This window comes from Acidaminobacter sp. JC074 (genome assembly GCF_022496765.1).
In the GTDB taxonomy this organism is placed as follows: Bacteria; Bacillota; Clostridia; order Peptostreptococcales; family Acidaminobacteraceae; genus JABXKX01.
On record NZ_VANV01000026.1, the window covers coordinates 44,849 to 67,299 of the forward strand.

The window sequence follows — 22,451 nt, forward strand, 5'->3', positions numbered from 1 at the left end:
TTGTAAATAATTAGGCGTAAGATAAACTTAGAGGTCAAACATGAGGAGCGTATGATGATTGAAAAGTATATGAGACAAATAGAAAAAATCTTGCTAACAATTTTGGTTATATCAGCAAAACTTGAATTAGATGTTTTGGTGATGTTCAGCATGCTTTCAATATTTTATTTAGCTATAAAATATAAGGGAAAGTCAAGTTTTACTTTAAAATCAATGCTGATAGGTGGTCTGATAATTGTAGTCATTTTAATTGGAGTTGGGTATTTGGAATCTAGCTTATATGCATCGACTTGATCATTAAGATTTTAACTAAGAATATAGTAAGAACCTAGTGCTGATGTGCTAGGTTCTCTTAGGATATAGATTATTCTATTTTAGCAGTAAATATAATGACTCTATCATTTTCTAGATACTTGTCTTCTAGTTCGTTAAAATCACTTGGAAAGTACATGTTATGGGTTTTAAATGTGTCTCCTGCATGTGCTGAATAGATACCAATAATGACTTCTTGTCCCTTGTTTAGGCCGACTGATTCATTAGCCAAATCCATACCGTAAGATGCTCTTAAATAAGGAGAAAACCATCCTGTGTCATATTGTACGCCGTTTCCGCCACTAAACCTATAACCTTCATCTTTATTGATATGAAAGGCTACATTGGCTTCAGTGTTGTCTTTATATAGTGAGGCAATCTTAAAGTCATTTGTCAACTGCCCGCTTTGATACTCATAGGCACAAATATATAGAACATCATCACCCTTAAAGCGTCCGTGAAGCTCTAAAGGGGCATATATACCTAAAGATCTCCACATATTGACTTCTGAGAGTTCCATCTTTTCAAAACCGTTTTCTACATGTATCATGACATCTGTTGCCTGTAAAACACCGTTGGTATCTAAAAAATAAACACTTAGGCCTATTGCAATCAGTATGAGTACAATAATGCCGTTGACCATTCTCTTATTCATTAAATGCTCCTTATTTTATAATTTTTTGATTAAATCATATGCTGTTTTATAAGTGATGTATAAGTTTCTTCTATATTTTAACATTCAATGAATCTTTTTATCAACGCTTGTAAGACATTTGAGGTTGGATTTAATATTTACATAATGTTTGAATTTGGAATTATATAGTAAAATTGATATAGTAGAGGTTTAAGATCAAATGACGGAGGATGAAATGAAGAATGCTAAGAAAACAAAAATCTCTTTTATAGTAATTGTATGTGTTTTTCTTGTGCTTTTCATTTTCACTGAAGAAAGGTACATTTTTAATAATATTGAAAGGATTGACAAGGCAGATTCTATAAAACTTATTTACAATGATAAAGAAGTCATGCTTTCTTTTGATGATCATACAATCGATATACTGTCTTATGGAGGTTCTATTGTAAAAGTAGACAGTATATTTAAAAGCCTAGTAAATCCTTATAGAAAAGAGCTTGAAAAGACCGACTTTAGAGTAGAATATTTTAAAGAACATTCAAAACTAGCACATGCAGAAATCTATACTTCAAAAGACTTTCCTGATGAATACATTATGTATATGAATCATGTGTATTGGAGAACAAGGACAAATATTGAAGTCTTGTATAAGATGATTAATAACTAATAGAGAGGTTGATGGTATGAAGAAATGGTTGATATTAGTGATAGTACTCTTAATGGTAGGCTGTCAGTCTAATACTGATGAAATGACTTTAAAAGTAAATGAATTACAAGATCAAGTGAGCAAGTTAGAGACAACTATTATTGAACTTGAAAAAGAAAATGATTTGTTGGCTAATCGAGTAGAAGAACTAAATGCAAGGAATTCTGAAGAGAAAATTAAAGATGCTATTGAAGAACTTCATGAGGCATTGGCTAAAGCAAAAGAAGTTAATACACAGACTTCTGCAGAGCAAGTGAAGGATATTATTGAAGAACTTGAGACCATGCAGTCGTATGTTTATCCTGATTTAATTGAACTTTCAAATGAAGAAGCTAATATGCTTCGAGCATTTAAAGTTGAATACGACCCTGGTGTTTTAATCGATGCTTCACCACTTTCGATTTGTAAACTCTATTTATATTCTTCAAGTCAAAAGGATTTTGAGACATGTTATGAACTCTATATAAAAGACAGTGAAGACATCATGGGTTATGTTGAAAAGGATGAATATTTAGAAATACGTAATCGAGACGCAAACTTCTCATATGAACTTTTCACAGATGTCTATGATTTGGAAGTAGAAATTGAAGATGATGAAGCAATTATTCTTTGGTATGCAAAAGATGGTTACAATGATCCTCTACAGGGGCCATTTAGATATGGCTTTACTTTAACTAAACAGGATATATGGCGTGTAAACTTTTTGCCAATGCAGTAGGGGGACATTTTTATGAAAAAAGAAAGTGTAAAAAATTTAGTGATAGTTGGTTTGAGTCTTATTATTATTGTTATGGCTATTATTATCTTTGCAGACAACTATCAAGTATTTCATTCTGATTTGTCGCAAAACGAAATGACGTATATGTGTAAGACTTTAGAGGAAAATTCGATCGCTTATAAACTAAAAGGTAATCAAATACTTGTAAAAGAAAATCAACTTGTAGAAGCTAATAAGCTATTTGATGGCTATACTTGGAATGAAACGTTTACAGATAAGTCTGAAAAAAGAAAAGAATCACTGTATCTGGTAATGGCTGAAGAAATATCTGATGCTATTGAAAGTCTGGATGATGTTCAGAAGGCAGAGGTAAGTTTAATGATCTCAGAAAATGCAGGCAATAAAGCTTCCTGCCTACTGACAATGCATAAGGATAACTCACTAGATGAGTCGCAAATTAATGGCCTTGTAACATTCATAAAGGGATCTGTAGATAATCTTGAAAGAGAAGATATCATAGTAATGGATTCTGATTTTAATGTGTTGTTTTCAGAGAAGCAAGAATAAGTGAAATCACTTGAGAGGATAAACTATTTTGAGAAATACTCGGATGAAACTTAAATTAATATTTATTGTAGTTGTGCTTCTTTTATGGTCATGTACGACTGAGAAAAATATTAAAATTGATTCTATTGATGATGTATTAGAAGAAATCTCTGATCAATATGATGAAGTCTACAATATCAAAATGACTTACATTGCTTATACTTTTTTCTTTAATGTCAAAGTATATCAGAATGAAGAAACCTTCGATAAAGATTTGGTCTTAAATGATTTGCAGGTCTTTTTATCGGAAAAGACAAATCAAGATATCATTAGAGCGTTTCATGATGAAAAATTTATGAAAGACATTTATAATCCTATGACACCGACTTTAAAGATTGCCTTGATTTCCTATAATGACAAGTTTCCAACTGAGTATTATGCACTCTATATAGAAGAAAGCGACGATGGGTATGGTCATAAATCTTATAGTTATTCGGATGAATGGCAAGGACCTTTGTACGATAAACACGGAGATTAGTATGGGATTTTGGATATTTATGACGACAATGAATCTTCTGATACCGCTCACGATGATTGGTTTTGGTAAGTATTTTAAAGACAATAGTTCTAAACGTATTTATGGATATAGAACATCGATGTCTATGAAAAACGAAGATACAATACAATTTGCACATAACTACTGTGGTAGGCTATGGTTGCGTTTGGGATGGCCACTCTTGATATTGTCACTTGTTTCAATGTTGATTCTTCTCGGTGAAGGTAATAAGCATGTGGGTATTTATGGGGGCATTATTAGTGGTATTCAGGTGATGGTACTTATAATATCTATCATACCTATAGAATTGGCTTTAAGAAAAACATTTAATAAGTCAGGTAAGAGGCTTTGAAAAAGATCATCTTAGAAGAGGAGAAAATGAATAATTTCATTAGTGTAATTGCCTTATTCGATGAAGAAGGTAGAGAAAAAATAGAGTTTTATCAAGACTTAATTAAGGAAACTGATTTAGATAATAGACTACCTCATATGACCTTGGCAGTATATGATGAGCCAATTGAGGTAGGGGATTTTTTGAATTTGGTGGATGATTTTTGTAAATCTCACACTGGAATATCTATTTATGTTAACTCAATGCGTATTTTTAATCAATCAAGCATCTGTTTTACACCCATATTAGATTCTGTTTTGAATCAATTTTACTTAGATTTTCACAGAAAATACAAGGATAAATGTCGACCTTTTTTTAGTCCATTTAGTGAAAGCTGGTTTCCGCATATAGGATTAATGTATACAAAGTTAGATGATGCAAAGAAAAAACTTACAACTATAATGGACACTTTTGAAGACTTTGAGTTAAGGATTGAAAGTTTGAGAGTTACTAGGAAAACAAGTAATGGTTTCGAGGTTGTTCATGAAGTGAAGTTAAATACTACTTCACATGAGGTTGATGGTAGCTCAATCAATAATTTCTAAGATGAAATGTACAGTATAGGTACATTTTTTTTAGAGCTTATAAAATGATAGAAATTCTTGTTGACTTTAACGTTATGTAAGAGTTTATAATTGATTTACAAGGTGCTTTGTGAAATTGGAGGTTAGATGACAAATCTTTTTAGAATAGGTGAACTATCACAAATGACGGGTGTTTCTACACGAACAATACGTCATTATGTCGATATTGGACTTTTGAAGTGTGCAAGTGTGACGGATTCGCGATACCGTATGTTTGGTCTACAAGAGATGAGAAGTCTTCAGCAAATACTTTTGATAAAAAGTTTTGGTTTCTCTTTAGAGGAAATCTCAGAGATACTCACTTCTAGAGAAACGCTTGTAATAGGAGAGAAACTGGAGAGTAAAATCGAATCATTGGAAAAGGAAATATCAAAACTGAATCGTTCAAAAGAACTTCTAAAAGCAGTTACTAGAATATATAAAACAAGTGGATTAGACTATATAAGCAATTTTCATTTGATAAAGGAGATGGTTACAGTGAACAGCAAGTTTATAAGAGTATTTAACAGGTTAAGTTTGGAGCTTCAAATAACAGTTTTGACAGAACTGTATGCAACAGGAACTTTACAAGCTAACACCTTGAAGAAGATAGGTGAAGGCAACGGGCATCTGTTTTTAGAGGAATTACATATGGTTTTGGTTAAATCTTTGCTCAATGGTGTGGATTTTGAAACTGAAAAAAATATCATGAACTCATTAAGAAAAAATAATCCTGACTTCTTTAAAGTTGCAGTGAAATCTATGTTTACATTTGATGATTTCGTCAGACTACCAGACAAAACCATAGAGAGATGGTTGTTAGATTGTTCAGATGACCTTTTAATTGTTGCTTTAAAAGACAGCAGTCAGTATTTAGTGAAAAAGATATTAAGCAATATGGATAAAGAGAGGGCTGATAATATTAAGGATCAACTGAACTCTGACCATGTGTTTAATCTAGATGAAACATTTACAGCAATGGAGAGTCTGATAGATATATTAAGACAGTTGGAAATGAAAGGCGAAATTAAAATAGAGCGATTCGAGTATTAAGAGTTCATCTAGAAAGAATGTAGATGAAGCAAATTTCTTCTTCAATCTTCTTAGTAGTGTTTTAAATATAACAGTACTCTAGAGCTTAACCGATGTAATATTAGAATGTATTCATTATGAAGGTTATATATTTGACGCAGTATTTGTAGATATTCATGTTGATTTGACCATGTATCTTTTATGAGATAAATGAGAAATAATAAAAATTGTTGACAAGATGTTTAGAAGGTATATAATAAATATAATAAGTTAAAGCTTTGATTGAGATTAGTAGATTAATGAAACGTTTTAGAGAGTCAAGGGTTGGTGGAACTTGATACGATAGATTTATTTGAATGGACTCATGAGTTTGGCATTGAAATTAGTAGGTGTCAACGGGTAACTCCGTTATCAGATATGAGTGGATATATCAATTAGAGTGGTACCGCGGAAGTATGCTTTCGTCTCTTTCAGAGACGAGAGCTTTTTTAGTTTATAGATTTGTTAGGAGGATTTTATGGAAAAGCAAACGATATTTTCAGGGATTCAACCATCTGGAAAATTAACATTAGGTAATTATTTAGGGGCAGTGAGAAACTGGGGTAAACTACAAGATGAGTACAATTGCTTCTACTGTATCGTAGATATGCATGCAATGACACAGTACCAAGTACCAAAAGACTTAAGAAAACAAACTTTAGAAGGCCTTGCCATGCTTTTGGCATGTGGTCTTGATCCTGAAAAGAACACACTCTTCATTCAATCACATGTACCTGCTCATGCAGAAGCAGCATGGTTAATGTCATGTATGACTTACTTTGGTGAGTTATCAAGAATGACTCAGTTTAAAGATAAGTCTGCTAAACAAAGTGATAACATCAATGCAGGTTTATTTACTTATCCTGTATTAATGGCATGTGATATTTTGCTTTACCAAGCTGATCTAGTACCAGTAGGTTCTGATCAAAAGCAGCACATTGAATTAACAAGAGATGTTGCAGAAAGATTTAACAACAGATACAGTCCAACATTTGCTATGCCTAAGCCTTATATTCCTAAGGTTGGTGCTAAGATTATGTCTTTACAAGAACCAGAAAAGAAAATGTCAAAATCTGATGAGAATGACAATGCAAATATCTACTTATTAGATCCACCAGAAGTTATTAAGAAGAAATTCAAGCGTGCTGTTACAGATTCTGTAGGTGTTGTGCAGTTAGCTGACGATCAACCGGGTATAAAGAACTTAATTACTATTTACTCTGTGTGCAAGAATATGACCATGGATCAAGTGGTTGAAGAATTTGAGGGTCAGGGTTACGGCGTATTCAAAGATGCTGTAGCAGATGCTGTTATAGAGGTTTTAAAGCCAGTACAAGATAAGTTCCATGAATTAATGGCTAATAAGGCATACTTAGAAGAAGTATATAAAGATGGTGCTGATAGAGCCGAAAGAACTGCAAGAAAAACACTTAGAAAAATGTACAAGAAAGTAGGATTTATTCCTAGATAGGAGCTTTCTGTGGTAAACAAACATTATGTAGAGGTTAAGAGTATAAAAAAGAATACTGGTTTACCTGATACATATTTTGTATCTAAATTTGGTTTTTCGCCATACAAGGCATGCCAGCATGGCTGCAAGTATTGTGATGGCCGTTCTGAAAAATATTATATAGATGGGGACTTTGAAAAAGACATAACGGTTAGAAAGAACATACCAAGTGTTTTAGAGACCTCATTAAGAAAATTTAGAGAAAAAGGTATCATTGGCATCTCTTCTGGTGTCAGTGATCCTTATCAGCCGATAGAAATTAAAGAAAGACTGATGCCTCAATGTGCAGAAATCATCAGTCGTTATAAGTATCCAGCCATGTTGTTTACCAAGTCCAACATGGTTATGCGTGACATTGATTTATGGGAAGAGGTTCATAAGAAAGCAGGTTTTACACTGATGATGTCGATTGTTTATCCAAACGATGACATTAGAAAACACTTTGAACCTTATAGCTCGTCAGTAGAGCAAAGATTAAAAACATTAAAGGCATTCAAAGACCGTGGCATGAGCGTTGGGGTTTTAGCAATGCCTTTATTACCGTTTTTGACCGATTCAGCCGGTCAAATGGACCAGATGATGAAAAACTATGATGAGATTGGTGTTGATGTGGTTATGCCTGGTTGTATGACTTTAAGACCAGGCATCAACAAGAAGACTTACTTCGACATCATTGATAAACATTATCCTCATTTAAAGAATCAATACTTTGATTTATACAGCGAAAATAGACAATCTGGTTCACCAAGAAAATGGTATGCTGAAAAAGTACACAAACAATTTTCAAGGATTATTTATAAACATGGGACACCTGAGTATATACCCCATAGGCTTTATAAAAACAGGATGCCAATTTATGATGAAATTTACATATTAATGACCCATATGATCAAGCTTTATGATAAGAGACGGGTCAATGTAGATTCATTGGTTCTTGCAAGGAAGCGCTACGGCGCTTGGCTAACAGATGAAAAGACTTATTATAATCGTAGAAGAAACTTATCTTTTGATGAACTTGAAAGTAAAGTCATCAATATGCTTGACAATGGGACCATGATGACGTACTTTCAAAATGAGAAGCTTTTAAACTTCTTTAAAAAGGTTGTTTTAGACCAACAAGTATTTAACTATATCACACTAAAATTAGAAGCATTGTAGTGTTCTTTTGGAATGCTGTAAGGAGAAAGCTATGTATCAGAATATTGGTAAGTATTATATAAGAAATGGAAAAACCGTACCATCTTATGAGTTTGAGTTGGTTCATTCGGACTTAAAGATTATTTATGAAGTTATTAGGGTTATTGACGGGACAGCCTTATTTTTAAAAGATCATCTTGTTAGACTTTCAGCCTCTTTGGAAAAAAGTCAGATGGTGGCTGATGTGGATGACATTGAAAAGAGCATACATAGACTTATAGACATGTATCCAGAGTACAATAAAAACATCAAAATAGATGTAACAGAGAATAATTATAGGCTTTATTTTATGGAGAGTTTTTATCCTGATGAGGACAAGTACAGACAAGGTGTTTATGTTAAGACTGCAAACATTGTCAGAGAAAATCCAAATATAAAACGTTTGAATATGGATTATAAAAGGCATATTGAAGCCATCAAAGGGGATGCTTTTGAAGTTTTACTTGTTAATAAAGATGGTTTTGTAACGGAAGGCAGTCGTGCAAACCTTGTTTTTGTAAAAGATCAGACACTTTTTTCAGCGCCACTAGAAGAAATTTTGGTCGGTATTACTTTTAAAAATGTTTTATCTATGGCTGAAAACAAGTCCTTTTCTATCGATTACACCTCTGTAAAACTAGAAGATATAAAAAAAATGGATGCTTGTTTTTTAACGGGAACATCGCTTGGTATCCTGCCAATTCATCAGATTGATGATCATATTTTTGGTTCTGAAACCAATCATGTTGTGTTAGAATTAAGACAGGCTTACAATCAAGAAATCAAGGGGGACCAATGAGTGTTGTAGAAAGATTTTTAAAATATGTTAAAGTTGATACCAAGTCAGATCCAAATTCAGAAACTTGTCCAAGTACGGATATTCAGAAAAATTTAGGAGAAATCCTAGTAACTGAAATGAATGAAATTGGCTTATCTGATGTATATATGGATGAACATGGTTATGTATATGGCACCTTAAAAGCGAATGTAGACAATAAACCATCGATTGGTTTAATTGCCCATATGGATACAAGTCCTGATTTTTCAGGTAAAGATGTAAAACCTCAAATTGTTGAAAACTATGACGGCAATGATATTGTTTTAAACTCAGAGTTAGATGTTGTGATGACAACAAAAGATTTTCCATCATTAAAGAAATATGTTGGACAGACACTGATTACAACAGATGGTACAACACTTTTAGGTGCTGATAATAAAGCTGGTATTGCAGAAATAATTGCTGCAGTAGACTATTTAAAGAATCATCCTGAAATCAAACATGGTGATGTTAAAGTAGGTTTTACACCAGACGAAGAGATTGGCCGTGGTGCTAATTTATTCAATGTTGAAAAGTTTGCAGCTGATTTTGCTTATACAGTTGATGGCGGAGAACTTGGTGGCATTGAATATGAAAACTTTAACGCAGCTGGTGCTAAGGTGAAAATCAATGGTAGAAATATTCATCCTGGTGCTGCAAAAGATAAGATGATCAATGCTGTTCATATTGGTAATGAATTATCAAATATGTTACCGATGTCACAAAGACCAGAGCATACTGAACTCTATGAAGGTTTTATTCACTTAAATGATTTTAATGCTACTGTTGAGCATGGCGATATGTTATTCATCATCAGAGACCATGATATGGAAAAGTTTGAACATAAGAAACTTATTATGAAGTCTGCTGTAGACTATTTGAACATCAAATATGGTCAAGGTACTTTAGAACTAGATATGAAAGATTCTTATTACAATATGAGAGAAAAAGTTGTTGAGAAGATGCACATCATTGATACAGCTAAAGAAGCTATGAAGCAGTTAGACATAGAACCACAAACATTCCCAGTAAGAGGTGGTACAGATGGTGCAAGACTTTCTTATATGGGTCTAGTAACGCCTAATTTATTTACAGGTGGTGCAAACTTCCATGGTAAGTTTGAATACATCGTAAAAGAATCTATGGAAAAGGCAGTAGATGTTATTGTAAAGATTGTAGAAATCTACGGTCAATAAGCAAAATAAAAAAGATGGCTAGCCATCTTTAGGAGGTGGTCTTTGACCACCTTTTATCTTACAATTAAAACAGGTTTTGTAGCATGATGTGCTACTTTATTTGTCACACTTCCTAATAAAAATCTTTTTATAGCTGACATACCGTGTGTACACATTACAATAATGTCACAATCCTCTTCTTCAGATACTTCAATAATCACTGATGATGCATCACCAAATCTGCAAAGTTTTTCAACCTTCATGCCCTCGAAAAACTTACTGGCTTCCTCTACAATTGGAGAACCATTGTTGGTACAGGTGACAGTTGGATTTTCAAGAGTTAAGGTATCATTTGCCCAGTAAATAGGTGTAATTGGTTCGTCTACATGTAATATCAGGATTGTTGCATCGTATTTTTCAGCCAAGGATTTGGCCATGTTATAAGAGCCGCTAGATTCAGAACCATCAACAGGTAAGAGTATTTTCTTCATAACTTCACCTCCTTATTATATTTTTTCCCTATTTTGAGAAAATCAATCACAAATTAGCATATATTTCGAAGAAGTGTTAAAATGATAGGCGAGGAGTTATTATGAGAAATAAAAAAATGATGACGATCAGCGTATTCGTCAGTTTAGGCATTATATTAAGTTATGTAGAGCATCTACTGCCTACCCAGTTTTTAATGGCAGGAGCAAAATTAGGTTTAGCTAATATTGTAACTGTCGTAACCTTGGTACTCTTAGATAAAAAGTCGTCACTTTTGATTCTACTGCTTAGAATCTGTTTGGTTTCACTTTTGTTTTCAGGATTTTCAGGTTTTCTTTATAGTTTAGCAGGAGGCATGTTTGCTTATTTGACCATGCTTCTTATGTTAAAAATTGACTTTAAAGATGTATCTTTAGTAGGTGTGTCGGTTGTAGGTAGTGTTTTTCATGGATTTGGACAAGTGGTCATCGCATCAGTCTTGTTTCAAAATTACAAGATTCTTCTCTATTTTCCAAGTTTGCTTTTAACGGCACTCATTACAGGTATCTTTATTGGACTTATATCCAATTACTTAACAGAAAGATTAATAAAAGCAGCAGTTATATAAAAAATAGCACTTTAAAGTGCTATTTTTCGTCCTTTTCATATTCAAATGTAAATACAGGTTCATCATCTTTATTTCTTGATTCTTTTAAGAGAACAAGTCCAACAACAATTAAAATGATTAGAAATACAAAAGATCCTCTAAAGCTTAAAAGTGATAAGACTGTTGATGTTACTGCAAATGCTAAGAAACCAAATGAAACCCAAAATACTGGTCTTTCTCTGTCACCAAATACGTAGAATTGATAAAGACCAACACCAACTGATCCTAAGAACCATGGCCATAAGTAAGTCATGTGCTGATAACCAAATATTGAACAGATCATAAAGAGTAAACCAACAGTGGTTAATATGCCACCTGGTATGACTAGACCAACAGAACCGTTGTTGTTAAAGTAGTTGAGTTCAAATACAAGGCCTGGAATCAAGAAGATAAGTGGCCAGAGTCTCCAAATGGAAAAACTGAAATTAATGATGTTTAAGGTATTTAAAAGTGCAATTACACCCATTGCCAATAATATGATACCTAGAACTGAATGATTTTTTTTCATAACAACCTCCATCTATGTTTTCTTCTAACTCTATTATGACAGAAAGAATCTTTAAGTAAATTAAAGAATAATTAGAATTCTATTAGAATAGTAATCCTATGTTGATAATGTCTATAATCTCATGGTAGCATGAAGTTAAGGAAGGTGATATATATGAAAAAAAGATTGATGCGTTCAAGAACAGATGCTAAACTTGCTGGTGTATGTGGAGGTATAGCAGATTACTTAAATATAGATCCGATGATCGTAAGAATACTCTGGGTGATATCTGCATTTCTCGGTGGACCTAGTATTGGGATATATATTTTATGTGCAATTATCATTCCGAAGGAACCTTTAACAAGAGGTCCAGAAGCTAAAGAATCAGAAAGACAAAGCAGTGAAAAAAAATCAGAATCTGCATTAGATGAAGAGAGAGAATCTTATTTTAATGAAAAAGAAACATCAAGTGACGAATTCGATGATGAGTTTGATGATCCTACATATGAAAGTAACTATGATGAGTGGGATGAAGAAGAAAAGCCTGAAAAAGAGTCCAAACTTGCCTATTTAGGTATTGGCTTAATTGGCTTAGGTGCCTACCTTGGTTTTCAAGCCATATTTCCTAACTTCAATTATAGGTTCTTATGGCCGGTAATATTAATCGTTGGTGGTGTTTTACTTCTAAATAGAAAAAATGAAGGAGATTATGAATAATGTCTAGAGAAAGAAAGTCTTCGGGATTTGCAGTATTTATTATCCTAGCCGGCATAGGTATTCTTCTTTATAATATGAACATGCTAAGCTTAGATATGTTCTGGGGTATTGTTCATCTTTGGCCACTTCTTTTAGTGATAGCGGGTTTGTCTATTATTTTTAGAAGAGTCAGATATATGGATGTTGTCTTATGGCTAGTATTTATTGGTGTGGTGATTGCCTACTCTTATTTAAACTTAGACCAGAAATCATGGACCATTGGTGAAAATGTTGAGTCTGAAAACTTCAGTGTTGAGGCAGTGGATATAGAAAATGGTACCATTAATTTAGATATGGCGACTGGTAATATTGATGTGTCAGTCAATGGCGATGATAAGTTTGATTATGCTATACCGGTATACGGTCGAAAGACTCATACTGTTAAACAAGACGGTAATGACTTTGTCTTTGATGTTAGAGACAAGGGTTCCAATGATCTTGGCCTTTTTACTTCCAATAGATTTTATACTTTAGAAGTGCCACCGACTGGCGAGTGGGCGATTGATATTGATGGTGCAGTGATTGATTCAAACATCGAGTTATCAGGTATCGATGCTAAAAGTGTTAAGATTGATTTTGCTGTAGGTGATGTTTTTATCTTAATCGGTGAAGCAAGAGCTAGTCTTTATGATATTGATTTTGCAATTGGTAATGTGATTGTTGATATACCAGATGATGCAAATGTAAAAGTTTATTACAATGGTGCACTCAGTGCAATTGATGTACCTTCAGACTATACAAAGGATGGCAATTACTATTATTCTAAAGGATTTAATGACTCTGAGGATTACATGGAAATCCGTGTAGATCTTGCCATAGGTAATGTAGAAATTAAATAGTTTATCTATAAAAGATATGTTACACTAATGGTGACATATCTTTTTAGGTATTAAAGCTAGCTTGTTTTTTACAGGAGGTGCTTATGAAAAAAGCCGTATTTGCAGGTGGGTGTTTTTGGTGTATAGAAAGTGATTTAATAAAGTTAGAAGGTGTTATACAAGTCGTTTCAGGTTATATTGGTGGAACTAAGGCATCCGCTAATTACGAAGCGGTATGTTCTGGACTAACAGACCATAGAGAGGCTGTTCTTGTAACTTATGACGAGACTTTAATCTCATATAAAGAACTTGTTGAATACTTTTTTACATGTATCGATCCGACCAATCCTTATGGACAATTTGCAGACATAGGTGACCAATATAAAACAGCCATTTATTACAGTGATGAAAAAGAAAAGGAAACAGCATTAAAATCTAAAGCTGAACTGGACCAATCAGGCAGGTTTAAAGATCCTGTTGTGACAGAAATACTTGAGATAAGTGACTTTTATCAAGCAGAAGATTATCATCAAAAGTATTATGAGAAGAATGCTGACCATTATAAGAGATATAGAATAGGATCTGGGAGAGAAGGTTTTATCCAGATTAACTGGGGGGATAAACGATGAAGTTATTTGATTTACATTGTGACACGATTTTAAGAATATATGGTGATAAAACTGAGCTTAAAAAGAATGATTACCATATCGATATTGATAAGATGAAACAAGGCCATTCTTTAGGACAGTTCTTTGCCATGTTTGTTGATTTAAAATCTACTCAGACGCCTTTTAAAACATGTAATGAAATGATTGATTGCTTTGAACATGAGATGAATCTTAACAAGGAAGCAATCAAAGCGGGTAAGACCTATCATGAGATTGTTAATAACAAGGAAATCACAGGCATTGTTACAATTGAAGAGGGGGCTGTTTTAGAAGGAAAAATAGACAACTTAGATCATTTCTATAAAAGAGGTGTAAGGTCAATCACTTTAACGTGGAATTATGAAAATGAGATTGGCTATCCAAACTGTAAAGATGAGTTTAGAGATAAAGGCCTTAAGCCTTTTGGTCTTGAAGTTGTAAAAAGAATGAATGACTTAGGTATGTTGATAGATGTATCTCATTTATCAGATGGTGGATTTTGGGATTGTATCAAGCATTCTACTAAACCTATTATAGCATCTCATTCCAATGCAAGAGCTGTACAAGATGTTTCGAGAAATCTGACTGATGATATGATCCTTGCTTTAAGAGACAAGGGCGGCGTTATGGGGATGAACTTCTGTGCTTATTTTCTAGATGGATCAAAGGCGTCTAAGGTAAAAGATATTGTAAGACATGTGAGATATATTTATGATTTAGCTGGTATTGATGTCATTGCAATGGGCACAGACTTTGATGGTATAGGTGGAGAGCTAGAAATCTCTGATATGTCTAAAATGAACCTACTTGTTGAGGCGCTTAGACAAGATGGTTTTACTGAAGAAGAAATTGAAAAGATCTTCTACAAGAATGCTCTTCGTGTTTTAGAAGCCCTTAAATAACAATTATTTTACACCACTCACTTATAAGCTACATCATGTATACTTAAAGTGGGAGGTGTTTTTATGTATAGAAGAAAAAAATGTGAACTTGATGATATATGGGTAATAAGAGACTTCTTGATTAAGACCAAACATGACTTAGGGGAAAAGGTGAACTGGATTATCGACAGACTGAATTTTACCTATAGCGTCTCAAGGATTATGAATGAGGTGTCTGAGGAAGCATACAGGAGTAGAATCACCATGTACTATGAGGCTGAGGACCTTGTTGCTGTCTTGATGACTGAAGGTGAAAATAGAGGTGAAGCCTTTATAGCAGTCTCTTCTTTGGAATTAGATGATACCTTAATAAAAATGGTTTTTGATGATTTAGATATAATGGGTAAATCTCTTAAGCAAGATATTCATCTAAGGATATCCACAAGATTAGAATCTCTTTCAAAGGAAGCTATAAAGAGAGGTTATGAGTTAGAGGATTGGTCAGAAGTAACCACTAAGCTTGAGCTAAAAGAAGCATTCGATGATAGTCTACCTGAAGGTTATACTTATGGTCAGGCAAGCTCTAGAGGGTCAGGTCTTTGTCATGCCAAAGCGTTTGGTTATTATGATAGAAGTGAGTTACATCCTTTAATAGAAGCTGGACTTGATAAGATGAAGGTTATGGATGATTACGATCCAGAACTAGATATTGTTGTACTTCATAATGATCAGCCAGTTGCTTTTGCAACCGTCTGGTATGACGACTTGAATAAGTTGGGACAACTAGAACCAGTTGGTACACATCCAGATCATAGAAAGATGGGACTGGCTAAGAAGGCCATCTACAGGGGCTGTAACTTAATCAGGCAGAGAGGTGCTGAGCTTATGTATGTAGGTTCTGATCAAGAGTTTTACAAGCGTATAGGCTTTAAATATGCCTCAGAAGACAAAGTATATAAAAAAAGTATAAAATAACGAATATTCCTATGGGTCTCGAAATATTATGATATAATCTGATAGAGGGGGGCTTATGGGAATTTATTTTATTTGTTTTATAATTATCACTTTTTCAGCAATTGTACAAGGTGCAACGAGTTTTGGTTTTTCTTTAATAGCAGTACCCTTGTTATCACTGGTAATGCCGCTGAGTGATATCACACCTATGTTGGTGCTTTTTTCTTTGTTACTCAATATCATTTTATTTTCAAAAGTACAAGGACATGTCAATAAGAAGCAAATCATTATTTTAGTCATTTTCGGTTTAATTTCAGTACCACTAGGCGTTCACGGTTTAAAGTCATTAGATGAGTCCATTATAAAAAGTGTCGTTGGTATTATCATTATCATATCTGCCATCTCTTTGAACTTTGGATATAAACTTCATTTCAAGAATCAGTCTTTTGCCTATGGCTTAACTGGATTTTTTTCTGGCATTTTAAATGGTGCATCATCTTTATCAGGACCGCCTGTGATATTAATGTTAAGTAATGAAGGGGTTAATAAAGATAACTTTAGAAAAACACTTGCAACATATTTTATGGTATTAAATCTATTTACCATTCCAATATTTTTCACAAGTGGTATGTTAACAAAAGAAGTATTATTAAATACAGGCAAGCTATTACCTGCAATGCTTATTGGTACAGCCTTAGGTATCGGTTTTGGTAATAAACTTCCAGAAGATAAGTTTAAAAAAATTACATTGGTACTTATATTTATCATGGGTATCATGACCTTAATTTCAGCATAAGGAGCGTTATGGACAAGTTAGAAAAATTAAAGTCGATTATTAAATCATACAAGACGATGGCTGTTGCATTTTCAGGTGGTGTGGATTCCACACTTCTTGCTAAAGTTGCACATGAAGTGTTAGGAGATCAGGCGATTGCTATTACCATCCATGGTAATATGCATGCTGGCTATGAAATAGAAGAATCAAAAGAACTGGCTGAAGAGATCGGTATCAAACATGTGATTAAATCAGTAGATGCTTTTGAAATAGAGAACTTTGTCAGAAATGATGATTTAAGATGTTATTACTGTAAAAAAGAAGTTTTCTCAACAATTGGTGAAATTGCCAAGTCTTATGGAATCACAACCATCTGCGATGGTTCAAATGTAGATGATTTAGGGGATTATAGACCGGGTATGAAAGCTTTAGAGGAACTAGATGTCAAGAGTCCTTTACTGGAAGCTGGGTTAAGCAAGCAGGATATAAGGGATCTTTCAAAGGCTTATGGTTTATATACTTGGGAAAAGGCAGCCTTTGCATGTTTGGCAACTCGTATCCCTACAGATGAAGAAATAACAGAAGATAAACTTAGAAAAATTGAAAAAGCAGAACAGTATTTAATTGAAAAAGGATTTGTTCAATTCAGGGTAAGATGCCATGGAGATATGGCGAGGATTGAAGTCGATCCTAAAGAGCGTGTGAAGTTTTATGATGAAGCCTTTATGACAGAGGTAGATGACATGTTTAAATCATACGGGTTTAGATATGTTTCATTGGATTTATCCGGATATAAGAAAGGGAACATGAATAATGTACGAAAAGAAGATTAAAGAAGTCATTTTAGATATTCAGTCAGGTAAATTAGATACGGAACATGCTGTTCAAGCACTTAAAGATCTGCCGTTTCAAGATTTAGGCTATGCCAATATAGATCATCACAGAGAGATCAGAACAGGTTATCCTGAAGTTATCTACTGTGAAGGTAAATCGACTGAACATATTGTTGGTATTGTAAAGGCCATGTTAGAAAAAGATGTCAATATACTGGCAACACGTGTTTCGGAAGAAGTTTATGAAGCAACAAAAGACTTACATGATGATATTATCTACAATAAACAAGCAAGAATTCTTATATTTAGAAAAGAAGCTTTTAAGGTATCTGAACATAAGGTCTTAATCGCTACAGGCGGTACATCGGATATTGCTGTTGCAGAAGAGGCTGCTTTAACGGCAGAAGTCTTAGGTACACAAGTTGTAAGACTTTATGATGTAGGTGTAGCTGGTATTCACAGATTACTTTCTAGAAGAGAAATACTAGATGATTGTTCTGTAATTATTGCAGTCGCTGGTATGGAAGGTGCCTTGGCAAGTGTTATTGGTGGCTTAGTGGATGTACCTGTTATCGCTGTGCCGACAAGTGTTGGTTATGGGTCACACTTTAATGGTTTGGCATCACTACTAGCCATGCTCAATAGCTGTGCAAGCGGTATCAGTGTAGTCAATATCGACAATGGTTTTGGAGCTGGTTACAATGCTTCAAGTATCATCAGACAAATAGAGAGAGGTTAAAATGAGTATTCTATATTTTGAATGTTTATCTGGTATCAGTGGTGATATGACTATTGGTGCATTACTAGATCTTGGTCTAGATATTGATCAGTTTAAAAAGGAGTTAGATAAATTAAACTTAGATGGTTACCATCTTCATATTAATAAGAAAAGCAAGAATGGAATTTTCGGTACTAAGTTTGATGTTATTTTAGAAGAGCATAACCACCATCACGGACATGACCACGAACACAAGCATTCTCACGATCATTCACATGACCACGGACACAAGCATTCACACGATCATTCACATGACCACGGACACGAACACTCGCACGATCATGGACACGACCATCATCACTCTCATGATCATGGTCACAGTCATTCGCACGATAGAGACTATGGCATGATAAAGGAATTAATTTTAAGCTCCGAACTGAATGACCATGTAAAGGATTTAAGTATTAGCATATTTGATGAAGTTGCTAAGGCTGAGGCTAAGATACACAATACTACTATCGATGCGGTTCATTTCCATGAAGTGGGTGCAGTTGACTCAATTGTGGATATAGTAGGTACAGCTATTCTTGTAGATATGTTAGGGGTCGATGAAATTTATGCATCGCCTATTCATGTCGGTACAGGTTTTGTTAAATGTGATCATGGTAAAATACCTGTACCAGCACCAGCAACATTAGAGATCTTAAAAGGTATTCCTATTTACTCAAAGGGTATACGTTCTGAACTAGTTACACCAACCGGGGCAGCTATTATTAAAGTGCTTGCCAAAGACTTTATCGATAGGCCTGAGATGGTGATTGATACAGTTGGTTATGGAATTGCAACGAAAGATTTGGAGATTGCTAATTTACTTCGAGTGAATTTAGCCAAAAAAAAAAGTTAAATAAAAAATGGATGTTAGAATGTAATATAGATGATATGCTAGGAGAAATATATTCTTACCTTATGGATATACTTTTATCTGAAGGTGCTTTGGATGTTACTTACACAAATCTTCAAATGAAAAAGAATCGTCCTGGTATAAAGGTTTCTGTATTATGTGATGAAGACAAACTGCAAGCTATAGAACAAGTTCTTCTAACTGAGACATCTACTTTTGGTATAAGAAAGTATCCAGTTGATAGATCTATTTTAGAAAGAGAATTCAAGCGTCATCAAACACCTCTAGGCCAACTGACTTTTAAGTATGGTTATTATAATGGAGAACTTATAAAAGTGACACCTGAATATGAGGAGTTAAAGGTCATTGCAAAAGAGTTGGCTTTGCCTTTGATTTCTGTCTACAGTAAAATTCAGGCGTATATTGAAAAAGAGTTGTTATAAAGGAATCCTCTCGGGTATACATTTAAAAAGAGAGGGGAGGATACTATGTCAAAGAGCTTTTTCTACGATTATAAAGTTGAACTACAAGAAAAACTAAGTAAGAAATTTAGACATGAGTTAAAGGATTTAGAAAGTAAGAGATTTAAGCAAGCACAGTTGGATGATGCTCAGGTTGTCATTGAAAAATATTTTAATGAACTTGAATCATCAATATCAGATATGATCCTTGTCTCAAACGGTAAGATTCAAGCAGTAAAAGAAGGTCGTATGATCATGAAGTTTATGTTGTTTGATAACTATGTCAAGTTTACTAGGTTTGATCATTCGATTGAAGTTGAAATCGGTGAATACGATGAGAATGCTGATATTATAGAAGCTAGAATCATCAGCAATATTATTCCAGGTGATAAAAAGCCAGTTGTAAAACGTATCGGTAAGGTACACGATGGTGCCCACTTTGATGATAAGACAATTGACTTTTATATGAATGAAGCATTTGGTGATTTTAAATTTTTACATTAGAAATATAAATCTAATGGAACTTTTTAAAGGGTTTCTCGTCTAATATGTAACTATTGGGTTTGAAATCTTTTCACTAATCCGCTTATCGATCTCTATACTCAATAGAAAACCCCTTCGCTTGAAGGGGTTTTATTTTTCTTGAGTTAAAAGACTTAAGATGTCACCATAATAATTTGAAGCGTCTTCTTGCCATCTGTCACAAATTCTTTTGGCATGTTTTTCGCTCATAACATGAACATTTAAAGACATCATAGGTGCTTTGTTTTCAGTAATGCTAAGAGTAACCTCGTAATCGTCATCTCTAAGTTTTGTAAAGTCAGCGTGGATATTGGTCTCTACTGGCAAAGATTTTTTGAAATCTGATACAATAGCCTTAACCTTGTCTTGAATATAGTTTGGAATTCTTACTTTAAAGAAGTCCAAAGCAACTCTTCCATTTTCAGTTATAAGATAATGCTGCTTACCATCTTGAGGTATTCTTTCAAGCATAGACAACTCACATAGTTCAGTGATATAGTGTTGCAGCGATATATAATCTATTAGTCCAGAATCCAGAACCAACTCGGTGATTTCTTCATTGGTGAGTGGAACTTCTAAATCATTAATCAACATTAAGATGGTGAGTTTATCTCTTACTTCTAGTTCTGTATTATTATTAAACATGTGACTCCTAAATGTTGTGTTCTTTCAGTATGTGTTTATGGTATGATTATAATAGATTTGATAAGAATATACCAGTTGTTTTTTTGTTTCTTAATAAGATTTCATACATGGTATTTTAAATAGGAGAAGTTCATGTCAAAATTAAAAATTAGTCACTTATTGGAAAGCTTAGATGTAGGCAAATATGGCTTTGGTAATCTAACAGGTTTGGTACCTGAACAACATAAAAACTTAACAACAGGAATCTCTTTTGCCATTAGATTATCTGATGCTGTTATGAATGAAATAAGCGATCAAGCACCGACACATACTTATTTTCATCACTATAGGACTGTCAATGCCTATATCGATCACTGTGCTCTTAGGGTGGTCATGAAGCTTCAGTCTTTAGGCTATCATGCTGTTGCCATTCCTGCATCTCAGTCCATAAATATGGAAGGTTATGATTACTCAGGTCTTTTTCAACACCGTACCGCAGCCACTAAGGCTGGACTAGGCTGGATTGGGAAAAATGCCTGCCTTGTTACCGAAGAATTTGGACCTAGAGTGAGATTAGGAACGGTTCTAACCAATATGCCTGTAGACTATGATGAAGCTGTTGATAGCTCATCATGTGGTGAATGTGATGTATGTGTAAGAAAGTGTCCAGCTATAGCTTTGGTAGGCAATCAATGGACGGGTTCTAATCCTAGATCAGAACTTGTACTTGCAGATGTATGTTCTAGACATATGTCGACACATTACAAACATATCGGCAGAGGTGTGGTATGTGGTATTTGTGTAAAATCGTGTCCTAAGGGAAAGGAGCGCATTAAATGAACATGTTGATAGCAGTAGGTATATTTGTTTTCTTCTTGATATTAATTTCAATGCAATATACCTTAAATAAAATATTTGTAGTTCTAAAACAGATAGAAGTAAATACGAGAGAGGGCAGAATAAAACATGATGACATTGATTATTGATGCGGATGGGTGTCCGGTTAGAAATCAGGCCGTTAAAATGGCAAGAAAATTTCATATTAAGGCTACAATTGTGTGTGATATCAATCATATGATCCGCGATAATTATGCAGAGGTCATTACAGTAGATAAGGGCTTTGATTCTGTTGACTTCAAGATTGTAGGTATTATGAAAGCAGGAGACCTTGTTATAACTCAAGATTATGGTCTTGCCAGTCTTGTTCTTTCAAAGGGGGGCTATGCCATGGATCAAAACGGTATGGTTTATGACAATGACAATATTGAAATGCTTTTACTTAGAAGACATGTATCTAAAAATATCAGAAGGTCTGGCGGTAAAGTAAAAGGACCATCAAAGAGAAAAAGAGAAGATAATCTGGCTTTTGAGGAGCAGTTAGAATCCTTTTTAAAAGAGAAGCTATAAGTATTAATTGTTTATTGAAATACAATATAATGGGGGGTGACCCTATTATTAACACTCCCTTGCATTCCACACTTTGACTCAGGTAAGTGAACTTTGTGTCATTTCTTGTAGAAATGATATATTATATGCTATTGATTTGGACCATTACATATAAAGAACCTTTGATCATATAGAAATGATTCAAAGGTTCTTTTAATGATTGTTTTTATTGGGTTTGTCAAGTAAAGTGTGTAAATTTATTTAATTTAGATCAGTGATCATTTATTGACCACTGATTTTTTCATTTGTTTATTTAAAATCAAACAGTTAAAATATGGAAATGTATAATTGGGGAGAACCCATGGAATATCATTTAAA

At 33.9% G+C, this 22,451-nt stretch carries 29 protein-coding genes, 1 pseudogene and 1 other annotated feature; of the genes and pseudogenes, 26 read left to right on the plus strand and 4 right to left on the minus strand.

Features of this window, described 5'->3' with window-relative positions; all coding sequences use genetic code 11:
- Nucleotides 1–54: 54 nt before the first annotated feature.
- Nucleotides 55–294 carry a hypothetical protein gene (locus EZV73_RS23790; protein WP_240842948.1) on the plus strand — a complete coding sequence of 80 codons (240 nt, stop codon included), beginning with the start codon at nucleotides 55–57 and terminating at the stop codon, nucleotides 292–294.
- Nucleotides 295–364: 70 nt separating this feature from the next.
- On the opposite strand, the gene EZV73_RS23795 is transcribed toward EZV73_RS23790, so the two are convergent.
- Entirely contained in the window at nucleotides 365–967 is a 603-nt protein-coding gene (locus EZV73_RS23795; RefSeq protein WP_240842949.1) for a hypothetical protein, read from the minus strand.
- Nucleotides 968–1,181: 214 nt separating this feature from the next.
- On the opposite strand from EZV73_RS23795, the gene EZV73_RS23800 reads away from it, so the two are divergent.
- The 11 genes from EZV73_RS23800 to pepT all read left to right on the plus strand — a co-directional run bounded on the left by EZV73_RS23800 (nucleotide 1,182) and on the right by pepT (nucleotide 10,196).
- Nucleotides 1,182–1,613: a hypothetical protein gene (locus EZV73_RS23800; RefSeq protein WP_240842950.1), complete on the plus strand. Its 432-nt coding sequence runs from the start codon at nucleotides 1,182–1,184 to the stop codon at nucleotides 1,611–1,613.
- A 16-nt stretch (nucleotides 1,614–1,629) separates the two neighbouring features.
- The gene (locus EZV73_RS23805) at nucleotides 1,630–2,370 is read left to right on the plus strand and encodes a hypothetical protein (RefSeq protein WP_240842951.1); all 741 of its coding nucleotides are present in this window, start codon (nucleotides 1,630–1,632) and stop codon (nucleotides 2,368–2,370) included.
- Between the two features lie 12 nt (nucleotides 2,371–2,382).
- On the plus strand, nucleotides 2,383–2,937 hold the full coding sequence (locus tag EZV73_RS23810; RefSeq protein ID WP_240842952.1) for a hypothetical protein: 555 nt from the start codon (nucleotides 2,383–2,385) through the stop codon (nucleotides 2,935–2,937).
- A gap of 43 nt (nucleotides 2,938–2,980) precedes the next feature.
- Entirely contained in the window at nucleotides 2,981–3,454 is a 474-nt protein-coding gene (locus tag EZV73_RS23815) for a hypothetical protein (RefSeq protein ID WP_240842953.1), read from the plus strand.
- A 1-nt stretch (nucleotide 3,455) separates the two neighbouring features.
- Nucleotides 3,456–3,824: an SdpI family protein gene (locus EZV73_RS23820; RefSeq protein ID WP_240842954.1), complete on the plus strand. Its 369-nt coding sequence runs from the start codon at nucleotides 3,456–3,458 to the stop codon at nucleotides 3,822–3,824.
- Nucleotides 3,825–3,850: 26 nt separating this feature from the next.
- On the plus strand, nucleotides 3,851–4,408 hold the full coding sequence (locus tag EZV73_RS23825) for a 2'-5' RNA ligase family protein (RefSeq protein WP_240842955.1): 558 nt from the start codon (nucleotides 3,851–3,853) through the stop codon (nucleotides 4,406–4,408).
- Nucleotides 4,409–4,534: 126 nt separating this feature from the next.
- A complete protein-coding gene (locus EZV73_RS23830; protein ID WP_240842956.1) occupies nucleotides 4,535–5,479 on the plus strand; it encodes a FliG C-terminal domain-containing protein in 945 nt (314 codons plus the stop codon).
- A gap of 248 nt (nucleotides 5,480–5,727) precedes the next feature.
- Nucleotides 5,728–5,930: a binding site (T-box leader), on the plus strand.
- Between the two features lie 45 nt (nucleotides 5,931–5,975).
- Nucleotides 5,976–6,968 (plus strand): tryptophan--tRNA ligase, encoded by a 993-nt coding sequence (trpS, locus tag EZV73_RS23835; protein WP_240842957.1) that lies wholly within the window; start codon nucleotides 5,976–5,978, stop codon nucleotides 6,966–6,968.
- Between the two features lie 9 nt (nucleotides 6,969–6,977).
- Nucleotides 6,978–8,165, plus strand: a complete 1,188-nt coding sequence (locus EZV73_RS23840; protein ID WP_240842958.1) for a radical SAM protein — start codon at nucleotides 6,978–6,980, stop codon at nucleotides 8,163–8,165.
- 31 nt (nucleotides 8,166–8,196) lie between these two features.
- Nucleotides 8,197–8,982 (plus strand): aminotransferase class IV, encoded by a 786-nt coding sequence (locus tag EZV73_RS23845; protein ID WP_240842959.1) that lies wholly within the window; start codon nucleotides 8,197–8,199, stop codon nucleotides 8,980–8,982.
- Nucleotides 8,979–10,196 carry a peptidase T gene (gene pepT / locus EZV73_RS23850; protein ID WP_240842960.1) on the plus strand — a complete coding sequence of 406 codons (1,218 nt, stop codon included), beginning with the start codon at nucleotides 8,979–8,981 and terminating at the stop codon, nucleotides 10,194–10,196. Before EZV73_RS23845 ends, pepT begins: the two co-directional genes overlap by 4 nt.
- Before the next feature lie 53 nt (nucleotides 10,197–10,249).
- On the opposite strand, the gene EZV73_RS23855 is transcribed toward pepT, so the two are convergent.
- Nucleotides 10,250–10,666 (minus strand): universal stress protein, encoded by a 417-nt coding sequence (locus tag EZV73_RS23855; RefSeq protein WP_240842961.1) that lies wholly within the window; start codon nucleotides 10,664–10,666, stop codon nucleotides 10,250–10,252.
- A gap of 101 nt (nucleotides 10,667–10,767) precedes the next feature.
- Between EZV73_RS23855 and EZV73_RS23860 the strand changes: the two genes are divergently transcribed.
- Entirely contained in the window at nucleotides 10,768–11,271 is a 504-nt protein-coding gene (locus EZV73_RS23860) for a Gx transporter family protein (RefSeq protein ID WP_240842962.1), read from the plus strand.
- A 19-nt stretch (nucleotides 11,272–11,290) separates the two neighbouring features.
- Here EZV73_RS23860 and EZV73_RS23865 read toward each other — a convergent pair whose 3' ends face one another.
- Entirely contained in the window at nucleotides 11,291–11,818 is a 528-nt protein-coding gene (locus EZV73_RS23865) for a DUF5668 domain-containing protein (RefSeq protein WP_240842963.1), read from the minus strand.
- 153 nt (nucleotides 11,819–11,971) lie between these two features.
- On the opposite strand from EZV73_RS23865, the gene EZV73_RS23870 reads away from it, so the two are divergent.
- The 10 genes and pseudogenes from EZV73_RS23870 (at nucleotide 11,972) to EZV73_RS23915 (ending at nucleotide 20,045) form a co-directional block, all read left to right on the plus strand.
- A complete protein-coding gene (locus EZV73_RS23870) occupies nucleotides 11,972–12,514 on the plus strand; it encodes a PspC domain-containing protein (RefSeq protein ID WP_240842964.1) in 543 nt (180 codons plus the stop codon).
- Nucleotides 12,514–13,392, plus strand: coding sequence for a hypothetical protein (locus tag EZV73_RS23875; protein ID WP_240842965.1), 879 nt, complete (start codon nucleotides 12,514–12,516; stop codon nucleotides 13,390–13,392). The genes EZV73_RS23870 and EZV73_RS23875 overlap by 1 nt, the downstream gene beginning before the upstream one ends.
- A gap of 83 nt (nucleotides 13,393–13,475) precedes the next feature.
- Nucleotides 13,476–14,000, plus strand: coding sequence for a peptide-methionine (S)-S-oxide reductase MsrA (msrA, locus tag EZV73_RS23880; protein ID WP_240842966.1), 525 nt, complete (start codon nucleotides 13,476–13,478; stop codon nucleotides 13,998–14,000).
- Entirely contained in the window at nucleotides 13,997–14,920 is a 924-nt protein-coding gene (locus tag EZV73_RS23885; RefSeq protein WP_240842967.1) for a dipeptidase, read from the plus strand. The genes msrA and EZV73_RS23885 overlap by 4 nt, the downstream gene beginning before the upstream one ends.
- A gap of 63 nt (nucleotides 14,921–14,983) precedes the next feature.
- Complete coding sequence (locus EZV73_RS23890; RefSeq protein ID WP_240842968.1) at nucleotides 14,984–15,874, plus strand: GNAT family N-acetyltransferase; 891 nt, start codon at nucleotides 14,984–14,986, stop codon at nucleotides 15,872–15,874.
- Between the two features lie 55 nt (nucleotides 15,875–15,929).
- The gene (locus EZV73_RS23895; protein ID WP_240842969.1) at nucleotides 15,930–16,649 is read left to right on the plus strand and encodes a sulfite exporter TauE/SafE family protein; all 720 of its coding nucleotides are present in this window, start codon (nucleotides 15,930–15,932) and stop codon (nucleotides 16,647–16,649) included.
- 8 nt (nucleotides 16,650–16,657) lie between these two features.
- On the plus strand, nucleotides 16,658–17,461 hold the full coding sequence (gene larE, locus EZV73_RS23900; RefSeq protein WP_240842970.1) for an ATP-dependent sacrificial sulfur transferase LarE: 804 nt from the start codon (nucleotides 16,658–16,660) through the stop codon (nucleotides 17,459–17,461).
- Nucleotides 17,442–18,200 carry a nickel pincer cofactor biosynthesis protein LarB gene (larB, locus tag EZV73_RS23905; protein WP_240842971.1) on the plus strand — a complete coding sequence of 253 codons (759 nt, stop codon included), beginning with the start codon at nucleotides 17,442–17,444 and terminating at the stop codon, nucleotides 18,198–18,200. The genes larE and larB overlap by 20 nt, the downstream gene beginning before the upstream one ends.
- Nucleotides 18,201–18,246: 46 nt before the next feature.
- A pseudogene (gene larC, locus EZV73_RS23910) lies at nucleotides 18,247–19,523 on the plus strand (nickel pincer cofactor biosynthesis protein LarC).
- Nucleotides 19,524–19,568: 45 nt separating this feature from the next.
- Nucleotides 19,569–20,045 (plus strand): hypothetical protein, encoded by a 477-nt coding sequence (locus EZV73_RS23915; RefSeq protein WP_240842972.1) that lies wholly within the window; start codon nucleotides 19,569–19,571, stop codon nucleotides 20,043–20,045.
- Nucleotides 20,046–20,174: 129 nt separating this feature from the next.
- Here EZV73_RS23915 and EZV73_RS23920 read toward each other — a convergent pair whose 3' ends face one another.
- Nucleotides 20,175–20,708 (minus strand): DUF4364 family protein, encoded by a 534-nt coding sequence (locus tag EZV73_RS23920; protein WP_240842973.1) that lies wholly within the window; start codon nucleotides 20,706–20,708, stop codon nucleotides 20,175–20,177.
- A gap of 132 nt (nucleotides 20,709–20,840) precedes the next feature.
- On the opposite strand from EZV73_RS23920, the gene EZV73_RS23925 reads away from it, so the two are divergent.
- Genes EZV73_RS23925 through EZV73_RS23935 form a run of 3 tightly spaced genes read left to right on the plus strand, consistent with a single transcriptional unit; the run spans nucleotide 20,841 to nucleotide 22,094 of the window.
- The gene (locus EZV73_RS23925; protein WP_240842974.1) at nucleotides 20,841–21,527 is read left to right on the plus strand and encodes an epoxyqueuosine reductase; all 687 of its coding nucleotides are present in this window, start codon (nucleotides 20,841–20,843) and stop codon (nucleotides 21,525–21,527) included.
- The gene (locus EZV73_RS23930; protein ID WP_240842975.1) at nucleotides 21,524–21,673 is read left to right on the plus strand and encodes a hypothetical protein; all 150 of its coding nucleotides are present in this window, start codon (nucleotides 21,524–21,526) and stop codon (nucleotides 21,671–21,673) included. Before EZV73_RS23925 ends, EZV73_RS23930 begins: the two co-directional genes overlap by 4 nt.
- Nucleotides 21,654–22,094, plus strand: coding sequence for a YaiI/YqxD family protein (locus EZV73_RS23935; RefSeq protein ID WP_240842976.1), 441 nt, complete (start codon nucleotides 21,654–21,656; stop codon nucleotides 22,092–22,094). Before EZV73_RS23930 ends, EZV73_RS23935 begins: the two co-directional genes overlap by 20 nt.
- The last annotated feature ends 357 nt before the right edge of the window (nucleotides 22,095–22,451 follow it).